We start from the raw sequence: 18,544 nt of genomic DNA, 5'->3' as shown, positions 1-18,544 counted from the left end.
GTACTGGAGAAAGAAAGCATGAGCAACTGGTTGGTAGACAAACTGATCCCTTCGATCATGCGTTCGGAGGTCAAGAAGAGCTCGGTGCCTGAAGGTCTGTGGCACAAATGCCCGTCCTGCGAGGCTGTGCTGTATCGCCCTGAGCTGGAAAAGACCCTGGACGTTTGCCCCAAGTGCAACCACCACATGCGCATCGGCGCACGGGCGCGTATCGACATCTTCCTGGATGCCGAAGGCCGCAACGAGCTGGGTGCAGACCTGGAGCCGGTTGACCGTCTGAAATTCCGCGACGGCAAGAAGTACAAGGACCGTCTGGTCGCTGCACAGAAGCAGACCGGCGAAAAGGACGCGCTGATTTCCGTCAGCGGCACCCTGCTGGGTATGCCGGTGGTGGTGTCGGCGTTCGAATTCAGCTTCATGGGCGGTTCCATGGGCGCCATCGTCGGTGAGCGTTTCGTGCGCGCCGCCAACTACGCCCTGGAAAACCGTTGCCCGATGATCTGCTTCGCCGCCTCCGGTGGTGCGCGCATGCAGGAAGCGCTGATCTCGCTGATGCAGATGGCCAAGACGTCGGCCGTACTGGCGCGTCTGCGTGAAGAAGGCATTCCGTTCATCTCGGTGCTGACCGATCCGGTCTACGGCGGCGTTTCCGCCAGTCTGGCAATGCTCGGCGACGTGATCGTCGGTGAGCCAAAGGCACTGATCGGCTTCGCCGGTCCGCGCGTGATCGAGCAGACCGTGCGTGAAAAACTTCCGGAAGGCTTCCAGCGCAGCGAGTTCCTGCTGGAGCATGGCGCGATCGATCTGATCATCGATCGTCGTGAACTGCGTCCACGCCTGGGCAATCTGCTGGCGCAACTGACCGGCCAGCCGACTCCGACCTACGTCGCCGCTCCTGTTGAGCCAATCGTCGTTCCACCGGTGCCTGCCAACGTATGACCGAGCGTACCCTTGGCGAGTGGCTCGCCTACCTTGAGCAGTTGCATCCATCGGCCATCGACATGGGGCTGGAGCGTTCGCAACAGGTAGCGTCCCGCATGGGACTGGGCCAGCCGGCGCCTCGGGTGATTACGGTCACCGGCACCAACGGCAAGGGTTCGACCTGCGCTTTCGTGGCGTCATTGCTGCGGGCGCAGGGCCTGAGCGTGGGTGTCTACAATTCTCCGCACCTGCTGCGTTACAACGAGCGGGTGCAGCTCAATGGCGTCGAAGCCACTGACGCGCAGCTGTGCGAGGCCTTCGCTGCGGTGGAGGCCGGGCGTGGCGATACTTCCCTGACTTACTTCGAAATGGGCACCCTGGCGGCGTTCTGGCTGTTTCAACAGGCAAAACTTGACGCTGTGGTGCTGGAAGTCGGGCTGGGCGGGCGTCTGGACACGGTCAATGTGGTGGACGCCGATATCGCGCTGGTCACCAGCATTGGCGTCGATCATGCCGAATACCTGGGCAATACCCGCGAATCCGTGGCCTTCGAGAAGGCCGGGATTTTTCGTCAGGGCAAACCAGCCTTGTGCGGCGACCTGAATCCTCCGCAACCGCTGCTCGACAAGGCGCGGGAGCTGGCATGTCCGTTTTTCCTGCGTGGGCGTGATTTCGACCTCGGCATCACAGACCAGCACTGGCAGTGGCGCGGCACTGATGCGCAAGGCCAGCCGGTCGAACTGCGCGACTTGCCGCTGCTCGATCTGCCGATGGAAAACGCCGCGCTGGCATTGCAGGCGTATCTGCTGCTCGGCTTGCCGTGGAATCCGTCGCAAATTGTTGCTGCCTTGCAGGCCACTCGCGTGGTCGGCCGGCTGGATCGCCGCTCGTTCGAATTCGATGGCAAGCGCCTGAACCTGCTGCTGGACGTGGGGCATAACCCGCACGCGGCGGAGTATCTGGCGCGGCGCCTGGCCACTCGGCCGCCGGTAGGCAAGCGTCTGGCTGTGTTCGGCCTGTTGGCCGACAAGGATCTGGATGGTGTTGTCGGCGAATTGAATGCTAGTGTCCAGCATTGGGCGGTCGCGCCGCTGGATTCGCCGCGTTCGCGTCCGGTCAGTGAATTGCACGCCGGGTTGCAGAACCTTGGCGCGTCCGTCACGTCCTATGACAGTGTCGCGGCTGCGCTGGAAGGGCAGTGCGAGATCGCAACCAGCGACGACGAGATTCTGTTGTTCGGATCATTTTATTGTGTTGCCGAGGCCCTTGAATGGCTGGCCCGGCGCTCCACGGAGGAAGCGGCAAATGGCTTTGCTGGATAAAGCGTACAAGCAGCGCATGGTCGGTGCCCTGGTGCTGGTGGCGCTGGCGGTGATTTTCCTGCCGATGCTGTTTTCCCGCCAGGACGAGCAACGTCAAGTGACGGTCGAGGCGCCTGCCGCGCCGCAAGCCCCTTCGATGCCTCAGGTGCAAATGGAGTCGGTGGCCGTGCCTGAGCCGCAAGCTTCGCCACAAGAGCCGGTGCCAGCGGATGAAGAAGTCGCAGAAGACACTGCGCCTGCTGCACCAATCGCGGCAGCCCCGGCGCCGACGGCGCCCATAGCAATCGCCAAGCCGACTGCGCCGCCTGCGGTGGCCAAACCGATTCCGGCACCTGCTCAGCCTATTGCTGCTGCGTCGAAACCTGACACCACGCAAAGTCGCGTCGATGCCAACGGTCTGTCGGTCAGCTGGTCGGTGCAACTGGCCAGTCTGTCGAGTCGCGCCAGCGCCGAAAGCCTGCAGAAAACCCTGCGCAGTCAGGGCTACAACGCTTATATCCGTTCCGCCGACGGCAAGAACCGGGTGTTCGTGGGTCCGCTGATCGAGCGTGCCGAGGCCGATCGTCTGCGTGATCTGTTGAGTCGCCAGCAGAACCTGAAGGGGTTTGTCGTGCGCTTCCAGCCCGAGCGCGGCTAGGATCTATCGATTCGATTGAAATGCACTGAAAATCGCAGCTTACCGACAGCGGTGCGCTCTGCTAAAATGCGCCGCCTTATCCGTCTGTAGGCTGCACTGTGCCATTTACCCTGGTTGACTGGGCGATTGTTGCAATCATCGCCATCTCCGCTTTGATCAGTTTGAGCCGCGGCTTCGTCAAGGAAGCATTATCGCTGGTGACCTGGATCATCGCAGGAGCGGTTGCCTGGATGTTCGGTGGCTCACTGTCCGAGTACCTCGCCGGATACATCGAAACCCCATCGGCTCGCGTGATCGCGGGCTGTGCCATCATGTTTGTCGCCACGCTGATCGTGGGCGCAATGATCAATTATCTTATCGGCGAGTTGGTGCGCGTGACCGGATTGTCCGGCACCGATCGATTCCTGGGCATGGCCTTCGGCGCGGCGCGTGGCGTGTTGCTGGTGGTCGTGGCAGTCGGGCTGTTGAGCCTGGGGCCGGTACAGCAGGACGGGTGGTGGAAAGAATCACAGCTCGTGCCAAAGTTTCTATTGGTCGCCGACTGGTCCAAAAACCTGATTCTCGGGTGGAGCAGTCAGTGGCTTGCCAGCGGAATCAGCGTACCCGCTGATATTCCGTTCAAGGAGCAACTCTTGCCGTCGGCCAAAACGCCTCAGTGAGTGTTGTTCAGTTCAGATCCATTAAGTAGGGGTTGCGTCGCATGTGTGGCATCGTCGGTATCGTCGGTAAGTCGAACGTCAATCAGGCGCTGTATGACGCGCTAACCGTGCTCCAGCACCGCGGCCAGGACGCTGCCGGTATCGTGACCAGCCATGATGGCCGGTTGTTCTTGCGCAAGGACAATGGTCTGGTGCGTGACGTGTTTCAGCAGCGTCACATGCAGCGCCTGGTCGGCCACATGGGTATCGGTCACGTCCGTTACCCGACTGCCGGCAGCTCGACCTCGGCCGAAGCGCAGCCGTTTTACGTCAACTCGCCTTACGGCATCACCCTGGCGCACAACGGCAACCTGACCAACGTTGAACAGTTGGCCAAGGAGATCTACGAATCCGACCTGCGTCACGTCAACACCAGTTCCGACTCGGAAGTGCTGCTCAACGTGTTCGCTCATGAGCTGGCCCAGCGCGGCAAGCTGCAGCCGACCGAAGAAGACGTGTTTGCCGCCGTGACCGACGTGCATAACCGTTGCGTCGGCGGTTACGCGGTGGTGGCGATGATCACCGGTTACGGCATCGTCGGTTTCCGTGACCCGCACGGCATTCGTCCGATCGTGTTCGGTCAGCGTCACACCGACGAAGGCGTCGAGTACATGATCGCTTCCGAAAGCGTTTCGCTGGACGTGCTCGGTTTCACCCTGATTCGCGACCTGGCCCCGGGCGAAGCGGTGTACATCACTGAAGACGGCAAGCTGCACACTCGTCAGTGCGCGACCAACCCGTCCCTGACCCCGTGCATCTTCGAGCACGTTTACCTGGCGCGTCCGGATTCGATCATCGACGGCGTATCGGTGTACAAGGCGCGTCTGCGCATGGGCGAGAAACTCGCCGAGAAGATCCTGCGCGAGCGTCCAGAGCACGACATCGACGTGGTCATCCCGATCCCGGACACCAGCCGCACCGCCGCGCTGGAGCTGGCGAACCACCTGGGTGTGAAATTCCGCGAAGGCTTCGTCAAGAACCGCTACATCGGCCGGACCTTCATCATGCCGGGCCAGGCTGCCCGCAAGAAGTCGGTTCGTCAGAAGCTCAACGCGATCGAGCTGGAATTCCGCGGCAAGAACGTGATGCTGGTCGACGACTCGATCGTACGCGGCACCACCTGCAAGCAGATCATCCAGATGGCCCGCGAAGCCGGCGCGAAAAACGTCTACTTCTGCTCCGCGGCTCCGGCCGTACGCTTCCCGAACGTTTACGGCATCGACATGCCGAGCGCTCACGAACTGATCGCACACAATCGTTCGACTCAGGATGTGGCGGATCTGATCGGTGCAGACTGGCTGATCTATCAGGATCTGCCGGACTTGATCGAAGCAGTCGGTGGCGGCAAGATCAAGATCGAAAACTTCGATTGCGCGGTGTTCGACGGCAAGTACGTCACCGGCGACGTCGACGAGGCTTACCTGGACAAGATCGAGCAGGCACGCAACGATGCCTCCAAGGTCAAGACCCAGGCGGTCAGTGCGATCATCGATCTGTACAACAACTGAGTTTCTACCGGCCCTGAGGGGCCGGTTTTGTATCTGACAAAAGACTTTCATTTATTCAGAACAGGGCAAGGAGTGACAGCATGAGTCAGGAATGGGATGCCGGTCGGCTGGACAGCGACCTCGAAGGCGTAGCGTTCGATACCCTGGCCGTACGTGCCGGTCAGCACCGGACGCCGGAAGGCGAACACGGTGATCCGATGTTCTTCACTTCCAGCTACGTGTTCCGCACCGCTGCCGACGCGGCCGCGCGGTTTGCCGGGGAAGTGCCGGGCAACGTTTACTCGCGCTACACCAACCCGACCGTGCGCGCGTTCGAAGAGCGTATCGCTGCGCTGGAAGGCGCTGAGCAAGCGGTCGCCACCGCCACGGGCATGGCCGCGATCATGGCGGTGGTGATGAGCCTGTGCAGTGCCGGCGATCACGTGCTGGTGTCGCGCAGCGTGTTCGGTTCGACCATCAGCCTGTTCGAGAAGTACTTCAAGCGTTTCGGCGTGCAAGTTGACTACGTGCCGCTGGCCGATCTCTCGGCTTGGGATGCGGCGATCAAGCCGAACACCAAGCTGCTGTTCGTCGAGTCGCCGTCCAATCCGTTGGCAGAGCTGGTGGATATCACCGCGCTGGCGGAAATCGCTCACGCCAAAGGCGCGATGCTGGTGGTCGACAACTGCTTCTGCACGCCTGCCTTGCAGCAGCCGCTGAAACTCGGTGCGGACATTGTCGTGCACTCGGCGACCAAGTTCATTGACGGCCAAGGCCGTTGCATGGGTGGTGTGGTGGCTGGTCGCAGCGAGCAGATGAAAGAAGTTGTCGGTTTCCTGCGCACCGCCGGGCCGACACTGAGCCCGTTCAACGCGTGGATCTTCCTCAAGGGCCTGGAAACCCTGAATCTGCGAATGAAGGCGCACTGCGCCAACGCCCAGCAACTGGCCGAATGGCTGGAGCAGCAGGACGGTATCGAGAAGGTTCATTACGCCGGTCTCAAGAGCCATCCGCAGCATGAACTGGCCCAGCGTCAGCAGAAGGGCTTCGGCGCGGTGGTGAGTTTCGAGGTCAAGGGCGGCAAAGAGGGCGCGTGGCGCTTTATCGATGCCACCCGGTTGATCTCGATCACCGCCAACCTTGGTGACAGCAAAACCACCATCACTCATCCGAGCACCACCTCCCATGGCCGTCTGGCGCCACAGGAGCGTGAAGCAGCAGGGATTCGTGACAGCCTGATCCGCATCGCGGTCGGTCTGGAAGACGTGGTGGACCTGCAGGCTGATCTGTCGCGCGGTCTGGCGGCGTTGTGATCGAGTTGTCTACTCCGAAGGCGGGCACCCATGGCCGCGTGGCGCTGGTTACCGGTGCTGCGCGCGGCATCGGTTTGGGTATCGCGGCCTGGTTGATCAGCGAAGGCTGGCAAGTGGTGCTGACCGATCTCGATCGGGTGCGCGGCTCGAAAGTGGCGAAGGTACTGGGCGAGAATGCCTGGTTCATCGCAATGGACGTGGCGGATGAAAGTCAAGTCGCGCTCGGCGTTGCCGAGGTGCTCGGCCAATTTGGTCGTCTCGATGCGCTGGTGTGCAACGCGGCAGTCGCTGACCCGCACAACATCACCCTGGAAAGTCTTGATCTGGCGTACTGGAATCGAGTGCTGGCGGTAAACCTCAGTGGGCCGATGCTGCTGGCCAAGCACTGTGCGCCGTATCTGCGCGCGCACAACGGCTCGATCGTCAATCTGGCCTCGACCCGTGCGCGGCAGTCGGAGGCTGATTCCGAGGCGTATGCGGCGAGCAAGGGCGGGTTGTTGGCGCTGACCCATGCGTTGGCGATCAGTCTCGGGCCAGAAATTCGCGTCAATGCGGTCAGCCCTGGCTGGATTGATGCTCGGGATCCTTCTGCGCGGCGAGCAGAGCCTTTGGCCGATGCCGATCATGCTCAGCATCCGGCGGGCAGGGTAGGGACGGTCGAGGATGTGGCGGCGATGGTCGCGTGGCTGTTGTCGCGCAATGCCGGGTTTGTCACCGGGCAGGAATTCGTCGTGGATGGTGGCATGACCAAGAAGATGATTTACACCGAGTAGATCGCGTTCTTCTCCTGAATTTGCGTCAAATGGGCTGCCGCCTTCGCGAGCAAGCTCGCTCCCACATTTGGAATGCAATCCCCCTGTGGGAGCGAGCTTGCTCGCGAAGGCAGTCTTGCAGGATGGAAACAATTTCGTCTTTTTCAGAAAAACTTCAATCCTGCTATTGACTTAGGTTCGCTACCTGCGTAAATTTCGCGGCCTCGGAGATGCAAACGGGTGATTAGCTCAGCTGGGAGAGCGTCTGCCTTACAAGCAGAATGTCGGCGGTTCGATCCCGTCATCACCCACCACTCCCCGAGAAACTTGCGAAAGCAAGAGGTAGGCTGAAAGTGCCTCCACCGACGCGCAGCGGTAGTTCAGTCGGTTAGAATACCGGCCTGTCACGCCGGGGGTCGCGGGTTCGAGTCCCGTCCGCTGCGCCATATTTTACGAGTCAGACATTGTCTGGTTCGCGATTGCAAAGCACCGAAGCTTTCAATCAAAACGAGTTACTTGAGCGCAAGCTCAAAGCGATACGCAGCGGTAGTTCAGTCGGTTAGAATACCGGCCTGTCACGCCGGGGGTCGCGGGTTCGAGTCCCGTCCGCTGCGCCATATCTGTTTCAAGGACCACTGAACGCCTTGAAACACCGAAAGCAACCGTTGGTTGTTTCGGAATCGATAGCAAAGACCCTGGTCGAAAGACCGGGGTTTTTTGTGTCTGAAATTTGGTATTTCCTTCCTTAGGCTCGTGCCTCCACCCTGAATCCAACACAAATCCCCCTGTGGGAGCGGGCTTGCTCGCGAAAGCGGTGTATCAGTTGAAAATGGTCTGCCTGACACCACGCCTTCGCGAGCAAGCCCGCTCCCACAGGGGGGGGGGCGGTGTGCCCGGCGATCTGCTGCGGTGCCACGTCGCATTGATTTTTTGATTCTTTAGTCAAATTTTTGTAACTGGTTGTTTGCCGGACGCTCAGAAACCTTTAAAGTTAACCTTTCGGTCAGCTTTGCACTGTCAACACGCCCTTTGTTTCGCCAAGAAGGGCTTCTGCAAGACTCGAGATTCCCAGTAGATAACCAGAAGGGCGGACACATAACCGCCCAGAGGATGATCCATGTCCAACCGTGATATATCCCGGCGCTCGTTCCTCCAGGGCGGGCTGGTGGCGGGTGTGAGCGTCACGCTCACGCCGCTCAGCAGTCAGGCGCTGGCTGCCTTGATGGAAAACAGCGTCACCGTGCCGTCCGAGAAGTGGCTCGGCAACAACGGCAAGGCACGCCAACGTAACGACGCCCTGTCCAAGGTCTGCGGCAGCAAAGTATTTGCCCGCGATATTCGTTCCAAGGACATGCCGGGCTGGCCTGAGCAGCAAGGCCACGCCATGTTGCTGAAAACCATCAAGGCCGACCGAATCTACGAAGGCTACGACCTGTCGTGGCTGGGCGCCGACCTGCAACCTGACCGCATTGTCACCGCGGCCGATCTGGACAAGGACGGCATCGTGTTCCCTGAAGAACACGCGCCGGATCCATTGCTGCCGGAAGGCAAAGTGCCGATGTTCATCGGTCACCCGGTGGCGATCCTGATCTGGAACGATTTCGAGCGTTTCCGTCAGGCCAAGAACAAACTCAAATTCAATGACAAGGCGATTCGTTACGGTGCACAAGTGCCGTACTACGAAGGCGACCCTTATGGCAGCTTCCGCTACGTGCGCGTGGGCGGCGCGACCTCGGCCGACGAAGACGAATTCGCCAGCCTGAAAGACTCGATTCTGTTCCCGATGCTGAAAAACCGGCGTCCGGTGTGGAATTCCCAGCCGAACCTGCACGGCAACCTGACCGAGCGCGGCCTGTTCTACGCCGACCGCATGAAAAAAGAGATCGATACGCCGCCGGACAACTGGCTGGTGTTCGACGAGCGCTACAAAACCCCGTCGATCGAACCGGCCGCCATGGAGCCGGACAACGGCAACGGCTGGTACGACCCGAAAACCAAGACCCTGCACTTCGTGGTCGCCACTCAGTGCCCGCTGGAAGCGGCGACCGAGACCGCGAAAATGATCGCGCCATCGCGCTTCGGCCTGGCAAACCTGAACATGCACCCGGGTTACACCGTGGGCTACGGTTCCAAAGACCACAACATCTTCGTCTACTACGCGGCCCTCGCTGCGCTGTACGGCGCCGGTGTCCCCATCCGTCTGGCCAACGACCGCTATGAGCAGTTCCAGAGCGGCATCAAGCGTCACCCGTTCGATATCCGCTATCAGCTCGCAGTGGACAAGAACGACTACAGCTTCAAGATTTTCCGTGCCGAGATGAGCGTCGACGGTGGTGGCCGTATCAACTACAGCCCGTCGGTAGCGGCAGTCGGTGCCACGGCAGCGCAGTCGATCTATTACATGCCGCAGAACGATCTGCAGGTCACCGCTTATCACTCGCGTGGTGTTGAAGCGGGTTCGATGCGCGGTTACGGCACCCTGCAAAGCATGGCCTCGACCGAAATGATGGTCGACGAAATCGCCAACCGCCTCGGCGTTGACGCGATTGATCTGCGTCGCAAGAACGCCTTGCGTTCGGGCATGAAAAACACCCAGGGCGCGATTCCGGCGGGTGCTCTGCGCCTGCACGAGATTCTCGACAAGGCCTCGGTGCACGAAGTCTGGAAAAACCGCGACGCGATCAAGAAACAGCGCGAAGCTGCCGACCCGGACAACTGGTACGGCGTGGGTTTTGCCATTTGCCAGAAAGACTTCGGCACTGGCTCCGAAGCGCCGATGGCCAGCATCGAATTCACTGCTGAAGGTCGCATCACTCTGCGTCACATCGGTATTGAAATCGGCACTGGCATGTCCACTTCGCAGGCGCTGGTGGTGGCCGATTTCCTTGGCAGCCCGGCGCACGACGTGAAGACCGGCGAAACCGAATGGAAGGAAATGCAGCTGATCACCAGCGGCAACCCTTACATCATGAGCCAGGCCGAACAGGACAACCTGCTGCGCAACCCGCGTTGGGTCGGCAAGCTGGCCTCGGCGTCGTCCGCGACCAACTCGGCCTACTACTTCAGTCACGCCACCCGTGAAGCGGCGCGCGTGCTGTTCAACAACGGTTTGTGGCCGGCGGCCATGGAAATCTGGCGTCAGGGCCCTTACGGCGGTCAAGCCAACCCTTACGTGGTGCGTCGTGAAGATGCGCATTGGGTCGATGGCAAGCTCACTGCCAATGGCATGCAGCCATTGAGCTTCGAAGAGCTGGCCAAGCGCGCTCACGAACGTGGTCTGGTCACCGGCGCCACCGTTCACGCGTTCAACCGCTGGAGCTGGGCCGAGGCCGAATACAGCATCGACGGCGTGCGCGAGCGTCTGCCGCTCGACGGTCTGGCAGTGAAGTACGGCGATGGCGCGCCGAAAGCGAAGATAGCGCTGATGAGCACGGCGGGTTTCCACCTGCTGGATCGCCAGAACATCAACTACCCGGTGGTCCAGTTGAACAACGCGGCGGTTACTTACTACAGCCCGGTGGCGACGCTGGTAGAGCTCAAGGTCAACAAAGGCTCGGCGGAAGTCGAGGTGCTCAACCACCATTCGTGGGTCGAGTGCGGTCGGGTGCTGGTCGAAGAACTGGTCAAGGGCCAGCTCGAAGGCGGGATTGCCATGGGCATCGGTCACGCGCTGATGGAAGAGATGCCGCTGTACGAAGGCGGGCCGGGGGAGGGTGACTGGAACTTCAACCGTTATCGCCTGCCGATGGCCCGTCACGTGGCGGTGTGGAAGCAGACTGCGGAGATTCTGCCGCCGCTGTCGCCTAGCGATCCGTCCAAAGGCATCGCCGAAGTGGTGATGATCCCGGTGGTCGGTGCCATCGGTAACGCCGTGGCGCATGCCATCGGTAAACGTGTTCGCGATCTGCCAATCACTGCTGCGCGCATCAAGGAGGCCCTCAATGGCTAACCGTCCGCTTCAACTGACCCTCAATGGTCAATCCGTCGGCCCGGTGGACATCCCTGATGACCTGCCGATGATCGACTATCTGCACGAATACAAGAACCTCACCGGTTCGCGCCTGGGCTGCGGCCAGGGCATCTGCCACGCCTGCGTGGTGATCGTCGACAACCCGGACGGCACCAGCGAAGAAGTGCGCACCTGCATCACTGGCGCGCATTACTTCGAAGGCAAGAAAGTCCGCACCATCGAAAGTCACGCCAAGCGTGATGAGAGTGGCCAGGTCACTGAGCTGAACCCGATCCAGCAGCGTTTCGTCGACGAATTCGCCTTCCAGTGCAGCTACTGCGCGCCGGGCTTCGTCAACGCCGCGACGGTGCTGGTGGAGAAGCTGCAGCGCCAGCCGATCGTCAAAAGCCAACTGGAAAAAGTCATCGAGGACAGCCTCGGCCACCACATCTGCCGTTGCACCGGGTACGTGCGTTACTACAACGCCACGCGCAACGTGCTGACCGATCTCGGCCTGGTCAAGGAGGGTTGAGCATGAAGCATCTATTGACCCGCCTGACCCTGGCGGTCGGGCTGGCTGCGCCGGTGTTGTTTGCTCACGCTGATGATCAGGTCAAGCGCGGCGAATATCTTGCTCGCGCCGCCGACTGCATGGCGTGCCACACCGCGCCTGGCGGCGCGCCGTTTGCCGGCGGGCTGCCGATCGTCTCGCCATTCGGCACGATCTACGGCACCAACATCACCCCGAGCAAAGAGCACGGCATCGGCTTGTACAGCGATGACGAATTCTTCGCTGCGCTGACCGAAGGCAAGCGTCGCGACAGGGCGAATCTGTATCCGGCGATGCCGTACACCTCGTATCACCTGGTTCCGCGGGAAGACTCGGATGCGATTCACGCGTATCTGAAAACCATCGAGCCGATCGAGCGCGCCGCGCCGGTCACGAGTCTGAGCTTTCCGTTCAACGTGCGTCCGGGCCTGATCGGCTGGAACATGCTGTACGGCAAGGCCTTGAAGCTGGAATCTGCCGAAGGCAAAAGCGCAGCCTGGAAGCGCGGCCAGTACATGGTCGAAGTGCTCGGTCACTGCGGCGAATGCCACACGCCACGCGGCCTGCCGGGCGCGATGCAACTGGACAAGCGCCTGACTGGCGGCATCCTCAACGGGTATCTGGCACCGAGCCTGCTCGCCACCGATCTGGCGGCGCGCGGCTGGAATCAGCAGGATCTGAGCACGTTCCTCAAGCACGGCATGAGCGCCCAGGGCACGATGTTCAACGAGATGTTCCCGGTGTTCCACAACAGCACTCAGGGTCTGAACGATCAGGATCTGGCGGCGATGGCGACGTTCCTGCTTGGCGACAAGCCGCCAGCGGCGAAAGAGCTGACTGAAGTGTCGCTGGACAAACTCAGCCCGAGTGCGCAACGCGGCCGTCAGGAATATTTGAACGTCTGCGCCGGTTGTCATGCCGCCGGTGGTGAAGGCAAACCGCACATCGCCGTGGCCATGCGCGGCAATACCACGCTGCGCCTGGAAGATCCGCGCAACCTGGTGCGGGTGATCGAGGACGGTATCGGTGAGCAGAAATTCGCCGGGTTCGAACACATGCAGCCAATGCCGGGTTTCGCCGACAAGCTCAAACCTGAGCAACTGACTGATCTGCTGAACTACCTGCGTCAAGGCTGGGGCGGTCAATCGGCTGAACTGGCGGTGAGCGATGTGCAGAAACTGCAGGCTGACGCTCCGGCCGTCGAGCACAAGGCGCACTGACATGCAGCATCTCGATCTACAGGTTGTGCGGCGGGCACTGGAGTGGTCGGTAGCGGGGCAGCGCATTTGGCTCTGCACCGTGCTGACCACTTACGGCTCGGCGCCGCGTGCACCGGGTTCGCTGCTGGCGGTGAACGATAGAGGCCAGTGGATCGGCTCGCTGTCCGGTGGCTGTGTTGAGGAAGACTTTCTCGAGCGCGTCGCTGAAGGTGCGTTTCTCGATGCGGTCAACGTGGTGCGTTACGGCGAAGGTGATGATCCGCGCTCGCGGGTCAGCCTGCCCTGTGGCGGCATTCTCGACGTACTGGTAGAGAAATTTGACGCCGACTGCGAGGTGCAGGCGCATCTGCGTGAGCTTGAATCAGCGTTGCTCGGTCAGCGCCGTTTGATTCGCGAAGTCGATCTGGCCAGCGGTGCGCGCAGTCTGTTCACTGATCGCGAGCAGGGTGCGCGCATCGAGCGCGAGATTGATCGGGTGCGGATTCGCGTCGGTGCTGCTCAGCGTCTGTTGCTGGCGGGATACTCCAGCGTGGCGCAGGCCTGTGCCGAGTTCGCGGTGGGTCTGGGTTTCGAAGTGATTCTCTGCGATCCGCGCGATGAAGTGCTCGAAGGCGTGGTGCTCAACGGCGTGGAGATTCGTCGGCAACTGCCTTCGGTGTTCATCGCCGATGGCGGCTGTCATCGCGATACCGCGGTGGTGGCGCTGACCCATGATCCGCGCATCGACGATCTGGCGATGATGGAGGCGGTGCGCACCGAGGCGTTTTACATTGGCGTGATGGGGTCGCAGCAGACTTCGCAGAAACGCTTCGAGCGCTTGCGCAGGATTGGTGGGCTAGGGGAGGTCGAGCTGGCGCGGATTCATGCGCCGATCGGGCTTAACCTGGGCAGCAAGACGCCGGCGGAGATCGCTTTGGCGGTGCTGGCGGATATCTTGCGGATTCGTAGCGGGATTGCCCGGGATCAGCTCTGATCTGAATTTTGCAAATATTTGTGGCGAGGGAGCTTGCTCCCGCTGGACTGCGCAGCAGGCCTTCTTTTTAGATAAAAGAGAGTCCGCTGCGCGACCCGGCGGGAGCAAGCTCCCTCGCCACAGTTTCTTGTCAGTCAAGAAAACTGATCAGAACCCCAGCTTGTCACGCAACCCGTAATACCACGCACCCAATGCCGCAAACGGCGTGCGCAGCAACTGCCCGCCGGGGAACGGGTAATGCGGCAGATCGGCAAACGCATCAAAACGCTCGGCCTGACCGCGCAACGCCTCGGCCAGTACCTTGCCGGCCAGATGCGTGTACGTCACGCCGTGGCCGCTGCAGCCTTGCGAATAGTAGATGTTATCGCCCAGGCGCCCAACCTGCGGCAGGCGCGACAGGGTCAGCAGGAAGTTGCCCGTCCACGCGTAGTCGATCTTCACGTCCTTCAGTTGCGGGAACGCCTTGAGCATTTTCGGGCGGATGATCGCTTCGATGTTCGCCGGATCCCGCGCACCGTAAACCACGCCGCCGCCGAAGATCAGACGCTTGTCGCCGGTCAGTCGGTAGTAGTCGAGCAGGTAATTGCAGTCTTCGACGCAGTAATCCTGCGGCAACAGAGTTTTCGCCAGCTCATCGCCCAGCGGTTCAGTGGTGATCACCTGGGTGCCGCACGGCATCGACTTCGCCGCCAGTTCCGGTACCAGATTGCCGAGATAGGCGTTGCCCGCAACGATGATGAACTTGGCCCTGACCTTGCCTTGCGGCGTGTGCACCACCGGGTTGGCACCACGCTCGATGCGCACGGCTGGCGATTGCTCATAGATGGTGCCGCCGAGGGACTCGACCGCAGCAGCTTCACCGAGCGCCAGGTTCAGCGGATGAATGTGGCCGCCGCTCATGTCGAGCATGCCGCCGACGTATTGATCGCACGCCACCACTTCGCGAATGCGGCGCTGATCGAGCAGTTCCAGTTGCGTGTGGCCAAAGCGCTCCCACAGGCGCTTCTGCGATTCCAGGTGTCCCATCTGCTTGGCGGAGAGGGCGGCGAACACGCCGCCGTCCTTCAGGTCGCACTGGATGTCGTACTTGGCCACGCGCTCACGAATTATCCGTCCGCCTTCGAAGGCCATCTGCCCGAGCAGTTGCGCCTGCTTTGGGCCAACCGTGCGCTCGATGACGTCGATGTCACGGCTATAGCTGTTGACGATCTGCCCGCCATTACGCCCCGACGCACCGAAGCCGACCTTGGCCGCTTCCAGGACCGTGACGCGAAAACCGTTCTCCAGCAGAAACAGCGCCGAGGACAGCCCGGTGTACCCGGCGCCGATCACACAGACATCCGTCTCCAAATCATCCTGCAAGGCCGGACGTGGCGGTACGGCGTTGGCCGACGCAGCGTAATAAGACTCTGGGTAAGGGGTGTTCGCCATCCTGCAGCCTCTGTTTAATATATTTTACGAGTGCGTCGATCCTACCCGAGTTGAAAAACCTCCGCCAGCCACCGGAAAAATCTTATCTGCCGGCCCGAAATTAAATATTTTGCATATTCATAGGGTTAGGTGAAAAAAAGGTGTTGACACCCCTCCGGAATTCCGTAGAATGCCGCCTCACAGCAGGCACGTAGCTCAGTTGGTTAGAGCACCACCTTGACATGGTGGGGGTCGTTGGTTCGAGTCCAATCGCGCCTACCAAACAAAATCCGCTCTGCTGGGCGGTCTAGAAGGGCTCACCGAAAGGTGGGCCCTTTTTTGTTGTCTGCGATTTGCAAAACTTTTGCAAAGCTTTTTCAAAACCCCCACCTCAGCGCACCTCTCGACACTGCATCTCTTCCGTTACCCAAGCGCTTAGCGTGTTTCGAAATAACACGACCTGCTGATATGGCGTTCTGTTCTTTTTTTGGATCCGTCTAAAAAGTGTGGATATTGAAGGGGTTACCGGTATTTTTAACCGACCGGTTATCAAAAAAATGTTGTTGCTGGTCGTGAAGTTCAGTAACATCTGCCCCGCGTTCACCACCACGGTTTATGCATTTTTAAATCCCAAGCTTCCATCAGCTGCTTGGGATTTTTTTTGCCTGCGATTTGGCGAATCCGTTTCTGTCTCTCTGTTTCCTGCGCGAAGCTTTCCAGCCCCATTGCTGTGTGCGGGCGCAACCGGCTTTTTTCGACTACTACTGACTGGCGTTTTCCAGGGCTTTCTCAAAGGAGTTCGTCGATGCTGGTTCACTGGCTTCTCGCCGCAATTCATCTCTTGGCTTTTGCACTGGGCTTCTGGGCCGTGTTGACCCGTGGCACGGCGTTCAGTCGTCTGGCCGCTGGCGTCGGTGAGGCCAAGCGGGTTTTGCTCGCTGATAATCTGTGGGGGATTGCTGCGCTGGTGCTACTGGTGACCGGTGGCATGCGCGCCTTCGGTGGCTTTGAAAAGGGCACTGACTACTATCTGCACCAGCCGCTGTTTCATTTGAAGATGACGTTGTTCGTGCTGATTCTGCTGACAGAGCTGGCGCCGATGATCACGCTGGTCAAATGGCGGATCGCATTGGCGCGGGGCAAGGCGCTCGATACCGGACGTGCAAAGCTGTTCGCGCGGATCAGCCATGTCGAGGCGCTGCTGTTGGTACTGATGATGATTGCAGCTACCGGCATGGCGCGCGGCGTGACGTTCGGCTAGCAGGGAGCAATTCCCTGTGTCCTCTCGGAAATGTCTGACAGCCAGGCTTGGCAGTCGCAGGTAGTATCGCGCTGCTGGAGAAAGGGAGGGGAGCGAATGAAGCGGAGAAGGGATGTGTCAGGCGCCGTGCCCAGTGGACTGGGGAGCGGATGGCAATACGGCGCGTGAATCTTTAGCCAGTCTTACGCGAAGGCAAATGGACTGGCTACTGACTGCGGGGTGGCTCAGGGCGTTTGTGGCTTGTCCGGGGCGGTCAGGCCAGCCTGAATGCGCTGATAGATCTCTTCACGGTGCACGGCAACGTTTTTCGGGGCGTTGATGCCGATACGGACTTGCTGACCGCTTACGCCGAGGATGGTGATCGTAATGTCATCACCAATATTTATGCTTTCACCGACTTTGCGGGTGAGTATCAGCATGGTCTTCTCCTTGATTGCTTTGTAGGGCACCTGATTCAGACAGTGCAGAGGTCGGTGGTACGTATAGATTAGTGCGAAGTCTCACGGTTTGGGTGCCTCTTTCTGACGCGCAGATGCGGCATTAATTCCCAGGGCGTAACTATACAGAGGCTGCAATCATCAATCTCGTTGTTTTGTGCCCATTTTGCGGGCCTCGCGAAGTATTTATGAATGTTAAGATCGGCGCTTTGTGATTTTCGAGGAAAGCGTTGTGCGCAAACTGGTCTGGATGGTCGCGGCACTGGCATTGGCGGGATGTGGTGAAGGCAAGAGTGTAGACGTGCAGAAGCCGAAAACGGCAGTCGCGGCCGCACCTGCGGCGGCGTCCGCCCCGCAATGGGACCTCGAAGTACGCGGCGAAACGCCTCAGGCTGTCAGTGACCTGAGTGGCTGGTTGATCGAGCATGCGTTCGTGCCGACCGTGATCAAGGACAGCAGCGGCAAGACGCGGATCCTGATTGGTCCGTTCAACTCCCAGGCCGACGCGCAAGCGCGCAAGGTAGAGGTGGATGCGGCATTGGTGAAGGCCAAGAAGCAGAACGTCGAGTCGGTGATCGTCGAGCATCCGCTCGCGCCGTAAGCAGCACTTTCAGCGGAGCGGCCTAAAGGACATCGCGGGCGATTCGTCTTATACGAGTCAATCACGATTTCCCGAAGGAGCTCCGCATGGCCTCCACCGCTCCCTACAAACTCTTCAATGCGGTTTTGCACCGCAAGACGCTGGTGAGTCCGCACATGATGCGGATCACGCTCGCCGACCCTTCGATAGGTGGCATGGCCACTTGGGCGCCGGATCAGCGGGTCAAATTGTTCTTCCCTGCTGAAGATGGATCGCCTGCAAGTCTTGCGCAGGAGGAGGGCTGGTACGCGCGTTTTCGTTCGATGCTGGCGAGCCGGCGGCCAGCAATGCGCACCTACACCATTCGTCATTTGCGCGCCGAGCAAGGCGAGGTCGATATCGATTTTGTTCTGCATGGCGAAACCGGGCCCGCGTCGCGCTGGGCGCTGCGTGCGCAGCCAGGAGCGTCGATGCAGATTCTCGCTCCTGACAGCGGTTTTTCCGCGCAGGACGCCGGAGGGTTTGAATGGAAACCGCCGCAGCTGCTCAAGGAGGTTTTGCTGGTGGCCGATGCCACGGCATTGCCGGCCGCCATGGGCATTCTTGACGAGTTGGCTGCCATGGCTGAACCGCCTCAGACTCAGGCTTACTTTGAAGTGGACAGCGCACCAGACATGCTCCCGGTGCCGGATTGGCCTGGGCTGTCGGTGCAGTGGCTGGTTCGCGATCAGACGCCAGAAGTAGTGGCTGGGGCGCTGATGGTAGAGGCAGTGCAGCAGGCGTTCCTGCCGGCAGAGGATTCATCGGTCGGGCAAGCTGCCGAACTCGCCGAAGTCGATATCGACAAAGACATTCTCTGGGAGATCGCCAACACGGCCCCTGAAGGTTTTTATGGCTGGATTGCCGGAGAAAGCGCAGCGGTCATGCGTCTGCGCAAATACTTGATCAAGGAGTGCGGTATCTCGCGCGAGTCACTCAATCTGATGGGCTACTGGCGCTACAACAAGGCTGGCAGCTAAAAACAAAAAAGGCCT

General features: G+C 60.2%; 16 protein-coding genes and 4 tRNA genes. 18 read left to right on the top strand and 2 right to left on the bottom strand.

Annotation, left to right across the window (positions count from 1 at the left end; translation table 11 throughout):
- Positions 1 to 18: 18 nt before the first annotated feature.
- The 14 genes from accD to ACOYXI_RS09255 all read left to right on the top strand — a co-directional run bounded on the left by accD (position 19) and on the right by ACOYXI_RS09255 (position 13,822).
- Positions 19 to 939, top strand: a complete 921-nt coding sequence (gene accD, locus ACOYXI_RS09320; RefSeq protein ID WP_027611535.1) for an acetyl-CoA carboxylase, carboxyltransferase subunit beta — start codon at positions 19 to 21, stop codon at positions 937 to 939.
- Positions 936 to 2,243 carry a bifunctional tetrahydrofolate synthase/dihydrofolate synthase gene (folC, locus tag ACOYXI_RS09315; protein ID WP_150369137.1) on the top strand — a complete coding sequence of 436 codons (1,308 nt, stop codon included), beginning with the start codon at positions 936 to 938 and terminating at the stop codon, positions 2,241 to 2,243. Before accD ends, folC begins: the two co-directional genes overlap by 4 nt.
- Complete coding sequence (locus tag ACOYXI_RS09310) at positions 2,227 to 2,880, top strand: SPOR domain-containing protein (RefSeq protein WP_134786871.1); 654 nt, start codon at positions 2,227 to 2,229, stop codon at positions 2,878 to 2,880. The genes folC and ACOYXI_RS09310 overlap by 17 nt, the downstream gene beginning before the upstream one ends.
- Before the next feature lie 98 nt (positions 2,881 to 2,978).
- Entirely contained in the window at positions 2,979 to 3,539 is a 561-nt protein-coding gene (locus ACOYXI_RS09305; protein ID WP_007961197.1) for a CvpA family protein, read from the top strand.
- A 41-nt stretch (positions 3,540 to 3,580) separates the two neighbouring features.
- Positions 3,581 to 5,086, top strand: a complete 1,506-nt coding sequence (gene purF / locus ACOYXI_RS09300; RefSeq protein WP_003226416.1) for an amidophosphoribosyltransferase — start codon at positions 3,581 to 3,583, stop codon at positions 5,084 to 5,086.
- A gap of 80 nt (positions 5,087 to 5,166) precedes the next feature.
- The gene (locus ACOYXI_RS09295) at positions 5,167 to 6,378 is read left to right on the top strand and encodes an O-succinylhomoserine sulfhydrylase (RefSeq protein WP_098964646.1); all 1,212 of its coding nucleotides are present in this window, start codon (positions 5,167 to 5,169) and stop codon (positions 6,376 to 6,378) included.
- Entirely contained in the window at positions 6,375 to 7,151 is a 777-nt protein-coding gene (locus tag ACOYXI_RS09290) for an SDR family oxidoreductase (protein ID WP_003226413.1), read from the top strand. Before ACOYXI_RS09295 ends, ACOYXI_RS09290 begins: the two co-directional genes overlap by 4 nt.
- A gap of 217 nt (positions 7,152 to 7,368) precedes the next feature.
- Positions 7,369 to 7,444: transfer RNA gene (locus tag ACOYXI_RS09285), tRNA-Val, on the top strand.
- Positions 7,445 to 7,499: 55 nt separating this feature from the next.
- Positions 7,500 to 7,576, top strand: a tRNA-Asp gene (locus ACOYXI_RS09280).
- A gap of 94 nt (positions 7,577 to 7,670) precedes the next feature.
- Positions 7,671 to 7,747, top strand: a tRNA-Asp gene (locus tag ACOYXI_RS09275).
- A gap of 500 nt (positions 7,748 to 8,247) precedes the next feature.
- Complete coding sequence (locus ACOYXI_RS09270; protein ID WP_461674766.1) at positions 8,248 to 11,079, top strand: xanthine dehydrogenase family protein molybdopterin-binding subunit; 2,832 nt, start codon at positions 8,248 to 8,250, stop codon at positions 11,077 to 11,079.
- Complete coding sequence (locus ACOYXI_RS09265) at positions 11,072 to 11,611, top strand: (2Fe-2S)-binding protein (RefSeq protein ID WP_003226408.1); 540 nt, start codon at positions 11,072 to 11,074, stop codon at positions 11,609 to 11,611. The genes ACOYXI_RS09270 and ACOYXI_RS09265 overlap by 8 nt, the downstream gene beginning before the upstream one ends.
- Before the next feature lie 2 nt (positions 11,612 to 11,613).
- Entirely contained in the window at positions 11,614 to 12,849 is a 1,236-nt protein-coding gene (locus ACOYXI_RS09260) for a cytochrome c (RefSeq protein ID WP_098964643.1), read from the top strand.
- A 1-nt stretch (position 12,850) separates the two neighbouring features.
- Positions 12,851 to 13,822, top strand: a complete 972-nt coding sequence (locus tag ACOYXI_RS09255) for an XdhC family protein (protein WP_134786866.1) — start codon at positions 12,851 to 12,853, stop codon at positions 13,820 to 13,822.
- A 147-nt stretch (positions 13,823 to 13,969) separates the two neighbouring features.
- Here ACOYXI_RS09255 and ACOYXI_RS09250 read toward each other — a convergent pair whose 3' ends face one another.
- Positions 13,970 to 15,253 carry an NAD(P)/FAD-dependent oxidoreductase gene (locus ACOYXI_RS09250; protein ID WP_461674765.1) on the bottom strand — a complete coding sequence of 428 codons (1,284 nt, stop codon included), beginning with the start codon at positions 15,251 to 15,253 and terminating at the stop codon, positions 13,970 to 13,972.
- 184 nt (positions 15,254 to 15,437) lie between these two features.
- On the opposite strand from ACOYXI_RS09250, the gene ACOYXI_RS09245 reads away from it, so the two are divergent.
- Positions 15,438 to 15,514 (top strand) — tRNA-Val (locus tag ACOYXI_RS09245).
- A gap of 523 nt (positions 15,515 to 16,037) precedes the next feature.
- Positions 16,038 to 16,493, top strand: a complete 456-nt coding sequence (locus ACOYXI_RS09240; protein WP_098964639.1) for a DUF2214 family protein — start codon at positions 16,038 to 16,040, stop codon at positions 16,491 to 16,493.
- Positions 16,494 to 16,717: 224 nt separating this feature from the next.
- On the opposite strand, the gene csrA is transcribed toward ACOYXI_RS09240, so the two are convergent.
- The gene (csrA, locus tag ACOYXI_RS09235; RefSeq protein ID WP_003179932.1) at positions 16,718 to 16,912 is read right to left on the bottom strand and encodes a carbon storage regulator CsrA; all 195 of its coding nucleotides are present in this window, start codon (positions 16,910 to 16,912) and stop codon (positions 16,718 to 16,720) included.
- Positions 16,913 to 17,162: 250 nt separating this feature from the next.
- On the opposite strand from csrA, the gene ACOYXI_RS09230 reads away from it, so the two are divergent.
- The gene (locus tag ACOYXI_RS09230) at positions 17,163 to 17,531 is read left to right on the top strand and encodes a sporulation protein (RefSeq protein WP_047293271.1); all 369 of its coding nucleotides are present in this window, start codon (positions 17,163 to 17,165) and stop codon (positions 17,529 to 17,531) included.
- 86 nt (positions 17,532 to 17,617) lie between these two features.
- Entirely contained in the window at positions 17,618 to 18,529 is a 912-nt protein-coding gene (locus ACOYXI_RS09225; protein ID WP_098964638.1) for a siderophore-interacting protein, read from the top strand.
- The last annotated feature ends 15 nt before the right edge of the window (positions 18,530 to 18,544 follow it).

Source organism: Pseudomonas sp. G3-19 (assembly GCF_054855875.1).
This window is presented reverse-complemented; position numbering and strand designations above follow the sequence as displayed.